This is a genomic window from Blautia sp. An249 (assembly GCF_002159835.1).
In the GTDB taxonomy this organism is placed as follows: Bacteria; Bacillota; Clostridia; order Lachnospirales; family Lachnospiraceae; genus Blautia_A; species Blautia_A avistercoris.
Map to the genome: position 1 here is coordinate 45062 of NZ_NFJL01000025.1, position 7070 is coordinate 52131.

The 7070-nt window shown below is 43.1% G+C and carries 7 protein-coding genes and 1 pseudogene; 4 read left to right on the top strand and 4 right to left on the bottom strand.

The window, feature by feature from the left end; genetic code table 11:
- The first annotated feature begins 239 nt into the window (after positions 1 to 239).
- Positions 240 to 1295 (top strand): hypothetical protein, encoded by a 1056-nt coding sequence (locus B5F53_RS17290; RefSeq protein ID WP_087226153.1) that lies wholly within the window; start codon positions 240 to 242, stop codon positions 1293 to 1295.
- A gap of 203 nt (positions 1296 to 1498) precedes the next feature.
- Here the strand turns inward: B5F53_RS17290 and B5F53_RS17295 are convergent, their stop codons facing one another.
- The gene (locus tag B5F53_RS17295) at positions 1499 to 2419 is read right to left on the bottom strand and encodes an ATP-dependent DNA ligase (RefSeq protein ID WP_087226156.1); all 921 of its coding nucleotides are present in this window, start codon (positions 2417 to 2419) and stop codon (positions 1499 to 1501) included.
- Positions 2419 to 3207: a non-homologous end joining protein Ku gene (gene ku / locus B5F53_RS17300; protein WP_087226159.1), complete on the bottom strand. Its 789-nt coding sequence runs from the start codon at positions 3205 to 3207 to the stop codon at positions 2419 to 2421. The genes B5F53_RS17295 and ku overlap by 1 nt, the downstream gene beginning before the upstream one ends.
- Positions 3208 to 3682: 475 nt before the next feature.
- Here ku and B5F53_RS19705 point away from each other — a divergent pair.
- A pseudogene (locus tag B5F53_RS19705) lies at positions 3683 to 3778 on the top strand (IS481 family transposase); the annotation flags it as partial.
- Positions 3779 to 3827: 49 nt separating this feature from the next.
- Here B5F53_RS19705 and B5F53_RS17305 read toward each other — a convergent pair.
- A complete protein-coding gene (locus tag B5F53_RS17305; RefSeq protein WP_087226162.1) occupies positions 3828 to 4127 on the bottom strand; it encodes a type II toxin-antitoxin system RelE/ParE family toxin in 300 nt (99 codons plus the stop codon).
- A 1-nt stretch (position 4128) separates the two neighbouring features.
- Positions 4129 to 4377, bottom strand: a complete 249-nt coding sequence (locus B5F53_RS17310; protein ID WP_087226165.1) for a type II toxin-antitoxin system prevent-host-death family antitoxin — start codon at positions 4375 to 4377, stop codon at positions 4129 to 4131.
- Positions 4378 to 4662: 285 nt separating this feature from the next.
- Between B5F53_RS17310 and istA the strand changes: the two genes are divergently transcribed.
- Positions 4663 to 6216 carry an IS21 family transposase gene (gene istA, locus B5F53_RS17315; protein WP_087226168.1) on the top strand — a complete coding sequence of 518 codons (1554 nt, stop codon included), beginning with the start codon at positions 4663 to 4665 and terminating at the stop codon, positions 6214 to 6216.
- The gene (gene istB, locus B5F53_RS17320; protein ID WP_087226171.1) at positions 6213 to 6977 is read left to right on the top strand and encodes an IS21-like element helper ATPase IstB; all 765 of its coding nucleotides are present in this window, start codon (positions 6213 to 6215) and stop codon (positions 6975 to 6977) included. Before istA ends, istB begins: the two co-directional genes overlap by 4 nt.
- Positions 6978 to 7070 lie beyond the last annotated feature (93 nt).

Below are 7070 nucleotides of genomic sequence, written 5' to 3' on the forward strand. Positions count from 1 at the left end.
ATTCTTATGAGGTTTTCCTCTTAACTCTTTATCTGGATAAAGTATATCACAGCCCAAATCAGATAAAAAATAAATAATTTCTGACAGAAATATCAATAACTTTTATATTTAAATCAGCAAAATACTTAGGCAGTTTGTACATAGGGGAAAAGCATTGAAGGAAAATCCTTTTTCTACTATAATGGAAGTGCAGAAACTGTAACGCGAGGAACATCTTTAGTCATTTACGAGGTAACAAAATGAAAGATCTTTCCCAAAGCGTACAGAAGAGAAACCAGGAGGAAACACCAAAAGAGAAAAAGATCCCAATTCCCAAACATACCATTAAGGACAGCGTATTTACCTCTCTTTTCCAGGAGAAGAGATATTTGCTGGAACTTTACAGGACGCTGCACCCGGAAGATAAAAAGGCTACGGAAGACTCTCTGAGGAACATTACCATGAAGAACGTGCTGACCGACGGCATCTACAACGATCTGGGATTTCTGGCCGGAGACCGGCTGCTGATCCTGGTAGAGGCACAGACCACATGGACGGTGAATATTATTCTTCGAGCGCTCCTCTATTTAGCCCAGACCTATCAGGATTACTTCAACAGAGAAAAAGCCGATTTGTACCGAAGTAAGAAAGTGAAAGTACCAAAGCCTGAGTTATATGTGATCTATACGGGAAGAAGAGGAAACCGGCCGGAGAGGATTTCGCTCACGGAAGAATTTTTCCGGGGTGAGGAATGTGCCCTGGAAGTAACGATCAAAGTTCTTTACGGAGACCCGGCGTGGGAAGATACAACTACGAACGATAAAACAGAACTGGACATTATTCAACAGTATATCTTTTTCACAAAGGTATATAATGAACAGTTAGTGAAGTACAAAAGAACGAAGAAAACCATTACAGAAACCATCCGGATCTGTAAGGAGCAAAATGTACTGAAAGAATATCTGGAAAGCCGGGAAAAGGAGGTTGTGGATATTATGTCAACATTATTTGATGAAGAACGGATCCTTCAGATTCATATCGAAAACCGAGTGAAAGAGGCGGCGGAAAGGGCCGCGCGAAAAGCTGCGAAAGCAGCAGCCAAAGCTGCCGCCAAGAAAGCTGCGAAAGAGGTGGAAGAGGTGAAAGAAGAAGCCAGAATAGAAGCCAAAATCGAAGCGAAAAAGGAGGCCGAAGAAGCCGCCAAAAAGATGTTGAAAACAGGGAAACTTACCATAGAGGAAATAGCGGATTGCCTTACCGGGCTTTCGGCAGAGGATGTTGAGAGAATAAAAGAGAAACTGGAACAGAAAGTATAAAGCGCTGTATGGTTTGTTTCCCAACATGAATTTTTCGTTCGCCTTCATTCATGGAATGCCCCGCTATAAGATAATGGATTATTTGGAGCTTTTAGCTTAGCTCTTCTGAATATTTTAGTTTTGGCATGAAAAACCCCTTTCGTTAGATTTCTGTTTTGTCTAACAAAAGGGGTTCCCTTCAACCGTCCAAAGTTGATTTTATCTCATATAACAACCTCTTGTGGTGTCACATCCAGCCGGTATCCTTTAAATACGGGCTGCCTGAGCACCTGTATGGTATTGGGCATATACTCCACCACGCACACATGGTCCGGATATACCCACACCGCCTGTTCATTCCCGGCCGGAAGCAGATGAAAGGGATTTTCTCCCGTGACATCCAGTTCTTTCACCGCATCCCGTGTTACGCCGGATGTTACATGACCCTTATACACCAGCGTTCCCTGCCTGTATTTGGCAAGCACCAGACTAAAGGTATGCTTTCCTTTCTGAATGTATCCGGCAACGATAAACTCTTCATCCGCCATCCGTTTGCACTTGATCCAGTCACGGCTCCGTTTCCCCATACGATAGATACTAGCTTTGCGCTTCGCCACAATCCCCTCAAGCTCCTGTTGTTCCGCCGCATGATAAAGGGCAGTTCCCCTTCCTTCACTGTATCTGGAAACCGCTATTCGCCCCGTCTCCCTTACAAGCTCCTGCAAAATCTGTTTCCGGGCAGTCAAAGGCTCCCAGATCAGTTCCTTTTCTTCCCTATATAAACAGTCAAATGCGACAAAAGCTGCCGGAAACCTGGAGGACTCCAATTCTATCCGGAACTTATCCGTTAAAAGCGTCCGCTTCTGCAGTGCATAAAAATCCGGAACACCGTTCTTCAGTATCACAATCTCCCCATCCAGGATACATTTCCCGGCTACTTGTTTATGAATCTGCTCCAATTCCGGGAACCGATTGTTGATTTTTAGATTCCTCTTGTTTCGGAAATCTGCCATGCCACGGTCAAGATATGCCAGCGCGCGGATCCCATCCAACTTCAACTCATAAATCCAGTCCGGATCATCAAATGCCTTCTCCTGCGATGCAATCAGCATGGGACTTGCGCCCCTTCCATAAAACAGATCCATCAGGCCGTTCCTTTCCGTGGCTCTTTCCCTGCGCCCGCAAGTTCGAGGCTCTTTTGCAATGCTTCCATAAGATCGATGACATTCGACGGCTCCCCGGAGTCAACCGCTACAATTTCCTGTCCCTGTATCTTTTTGGTGATCGCTGCCCGGAGCCGTTCCTGATATTCATCATGAAATGCGGCTGCATCAAAAGGCTTCGTCATATTTTCAATCAGCAGCTTCGCCATCTTCAGTTCAGTCTCATCCAGTTTCATTTTAGGAACTGCTTTGGGCATCTCCATAATTTCATCCTGATAAAACAGCGTCTTAACAATAATCCCGTCCTTTGTAGGATACAGCACCAACAGTTTCTCATTGGTTCCCATCACTGTTTTGGCGATTGCCACTTTCTTCTGGGAAAGCAGCGACTGGCGGAGCAGCTCATATGCTTTTTCAGCCCCTGCTTCCGCCACTGCATAATAGTCTTTTTCGTAATAGATCATATTGACTTCTGACATCTTAGCGAACTGGAGGATGTGGATGGTCTTGTCCTTTTTCGTTTTAATCTTCTCCAGTTCCTCATTGGTCATGACCACATATTTGCCCTTCTCGTACTCGTAACCCTTGATAATATCGTCACTTGTTACCTCTTTGTCGCAATGCCTGCAGTATTTTTTGTACTGAATCCGCTGCTTGCTTTCCCTGCAAAGCTGGTTAAAATGTATATCATTATCCACCGTGGTCTTGTATAATCCCACCGGAATCAGCACAAGCCCCATCGAGATACTGCCTCTATGTGCAACTGCCATACTATCACCTCTCGTTTTTAGGGATAGTATCTGTTCTGAGGCCAAAAATATGTATCGCCCTGCCTAAAGAGTATTAGTTCCTTGAGGTATATGATTTCCGATGAAAAAATGACCAACTCCCTGTATACTGCCTTATTTTCTGACCGTATATGTTTCTTCATTATATTTAAAGTCTAAACAGAGCTGTTGCTTTAACGGATGTTTTCCGCTTCTACAACAGCTCTTCAGACTTCTTTCATTTAGTAATTCACTTTATACTTTCTGTTCCAGTTTCTCTTTTATCCTCTCAACATCCTCTACCGAAAGACCGGTAAGGCAATCCGCTATCTCCTCTATGGTAAGTTTCCCTGTTTTCAGCATCTTTTCCGCCGCTTCGACGGTATGCTCTGTATTTTCAAGAAAAAGATGGTGGTACTTCTCTATTTATTCATTGATAAGTATAAAAAAAGTAGGATAAAAGAATTACACAGTTGACGAACAGAGGATTCGCCATAAATTAATCCGCCCATTCACTCCAAGACATAACGGAAAAGCAAAGCGCAACCACCGCAAAGATAATGAACGTTTTTACGCCGCTCATACCTTTTGCTGTTCCTGCTAGTGTTATCATGTTTGTGTTATCACTCAAAAATTCTTGTAATATCTTGATATCGGTTAACCACACGGTAAATCTCTAAATACTCGTTGTTTACCTTGTAGATGATCACATACTCTTCCCATATCGCATATTTATAGTCTGTCCGAAAGCTGACTCTCTTAGAAAGATCTGCCCCCATTCCCGGAAACATCTGAAGATTTTCAAATTTACCATAAATTTCCTTTATGGTCTTTGCAGCATATCCCTCATTATCTTCAGCAATGTAATCTCGGATATTCTTTAGATCCTTTGCAACAATCGAATTGATCCGCAGTTTTAACATTTTATTCCCCCACAAGTGCTTTCAATTCATCCATCTTTAGCCAACCTTCGCCATCTTTCACTGCTTCTTCAGCTTCCTGTAGCTTTATCAAGAGTTTTTTTTCTGCACGGTCACGCTCGTAATCTTCAATATCCATAACAACAAACCGTCCTCTGCCATTTTTGGTCAAATACACCGGTTCTCCTTTGTGACAATTTTTTAAAACTTCATTATAATTTCTCAAATCAGATACTGGTAAAATATTAGCCATATTCTTTCAACTCCTTTCTTGATATTATTCCTGTTACTTCTATTATATACAAAAAGCTGTAAAATTCAACGTAAATTTTTACAGCTTTCCAAATACACACAAAGGAGCATCTACCGCTATCACTGTAAGAATGAATATTCCGGACGTGATTTCTCACTGAGACCGGACCTTGGTTCCAACCGTTCCGGGATGAAGTTTCAATCATTCCGGTAGCGTTCCAACACCTTATAATGAGATTATGCATCGATTTCTCGATGTAAATCTTTTATAAGGAGGTCATCTGCTATGACCAAATATCGTGAAATCCTTCGGCTTGCAAGCCTGGGGATTAATCAAACTGGCATTGCCAGTAGTTGTGGATGCGCCAGAAAGACGGTTCGTAATGTATTGAACCGAGCAAAGCAGCTGGACATCGCATGGCCGTTAAAGGCCGATACCACAGATGCAGATCTGGAAAAACTTCTTTTCCCGGATAAATATGTTCCATCTGTGGAGCGCAGGTATCCTGATTACAAGTATATCGATAAGGAGATGATGCGCAATGGAGTTACTCTCAAACTACTCTGGAATGAATACTGTGAAGAATGCAGACAGGCAAATGAATTACCCCTGATGTACTCGCAATTCTGCTTTCATTACCAGAAACATCGAGAGAAGAAACGTGCTGCCATGCATATCCCTCGAAAACCCGGAGAGCAGATCGAAGTGGATTGGGCTGGTGATACAGCAAAGGTGATCGATCCGGCAACCGGTGAGATCATTCCCTGCTATTTATTCATCGGCGTTCTGAATTACAGTCTGTATGCATATGCAGAAGCATTCTTTTCTATGGACATGGAGAGTTGGATCACAGCACATGTCCATATGTATGAATACTTTGGTGGAAGTACACGCATGCTGATTCCGGATAATCTTCGTACCGGTGTTGATCATAGTGACTGGTACACCCCAAAGATTAATAAAACTTACCATGAAATGGCTGAACATTATGACACTGCCGTTATTCCGGCACGTGTCAGGGCTCCAAAGGATAAACCTTCCGCAGAAGGGACTGTCGGTGTCATCTCGACATGGATAACCGCAGCAATCCGAAATGAGAAATTTTTCTCACTGGCAGAATTAAACCGCGAAATCCATCGTCGACTGAAAAACTTTAATCAAGCACCTTTCCAAAAGAAAGAAGGCAGCCGATACAGTGTTTTCCTTTCGGATGAAAAGCCATTTCTCACGCCACTGCCGCCTGCCCCTTATGAATTATCCCAGTGGAAACAAGCCACTGTACAGTTCAATTATCATATATCCGTGGACAAGATGCAATACTCGGTTCCTTACGAGTATATCCGGCAAAAGGTCGATGTGCGTTTGACCCGCTCTGTTGTGGAAGTTTTCTATCACAATCAGAGGATCTGTTCCCACAAGCGTCTTTACGGACGTCCCGGTCAGTACAGTACAATGGAGATCCATATGCCGGAAGACCATCAGAAATATCTGAAATGGGATGGGAACAGATTTATTTCATGGGCCGAAAAAATCGGCACCAGTACTAGTATTACAGTAAGATCGATCCTTTCCTCCTACAAAGTGGAACAGCAGGGATATAAAGCCTGCATGGGCCTTCTGAAACTAGCTGATAAATACTCTGTGGAACGTTTGGAAGCAGCTTGCAATAAAGCACTTTCCTATACACCACATCCCAGTTACAAGAGTGTGAAGAACATCCTTGTTACAGGTCAGGATAAAATCAGTACAAGTACAGACGTACCTGCAACACCGCAATCAGAGAATAATGCTTATGGTTATACCAGGGGCGCAGAATACTACGGAGGTAAGAATCAATGACAAATGAAACAACCATCAATAAACTGATTGAGATGAGGCTTTCTGTACTGGCAGATGCATATCGCACGCAGTTATCGGATCATTCCATGCAGGAACTCTCCTTTGAAGACCGCTTTGGATTATTGGTAGATATTGAATACAATGCCCGCAAAGACAACAAAAGAAAACGTCTCATCAAAAGGGCAGCCTTTGATCAGCCACAGGCAAACATCCATGACATTAACTATACATCTGGCAGGAAGTTAAACAAAAGCTTTATTGAGCGCTTGTCAACGTGTGAGTATATCCAGGATAAACATAATATCATCATAACTGGTGCGACCGGCTCGGGAAAATCCTATCTGAGTTGTGCACTTGGCATGGAAGCCTGCAAACACTACTTTTCAACAAAATATATTCGTCTTCCAGAACTACTCTCAGAATTGGCTGTTGCCAGAGGTGAGGGAAAGTTCAAAGAGACAATCAAACAATATCAAAAATATACGCTGCTCATTCTGGACGAGTGGCTGTTGGTTAAACTGACCGAAACAGAAGCAAGGGACTTACTGGAGATCATCCATGCCCGGCATCATAAAGCATCAACGATCTTCTGCTCGCAGTTTGCTCCAATGGGGTGGTATAACAAGTTTCCAGAAGGACAGATAGCAGATGCCATCCTGGATCGTATTGTTCATGATTCCTATCTGATAGAGATTCAGTATATTGATAAGGAGCATGATAAGTCCATGCGTGAGATATATGGCATCAAAGAAAACAGTTAACGGTTCCGTCCCGGAACCATAGGAACATCAGACCGGACTGGTTGGAACCAACCGCCGGTCTGGGCGGTTCCCGCCAACGGAATATTCAAAGAA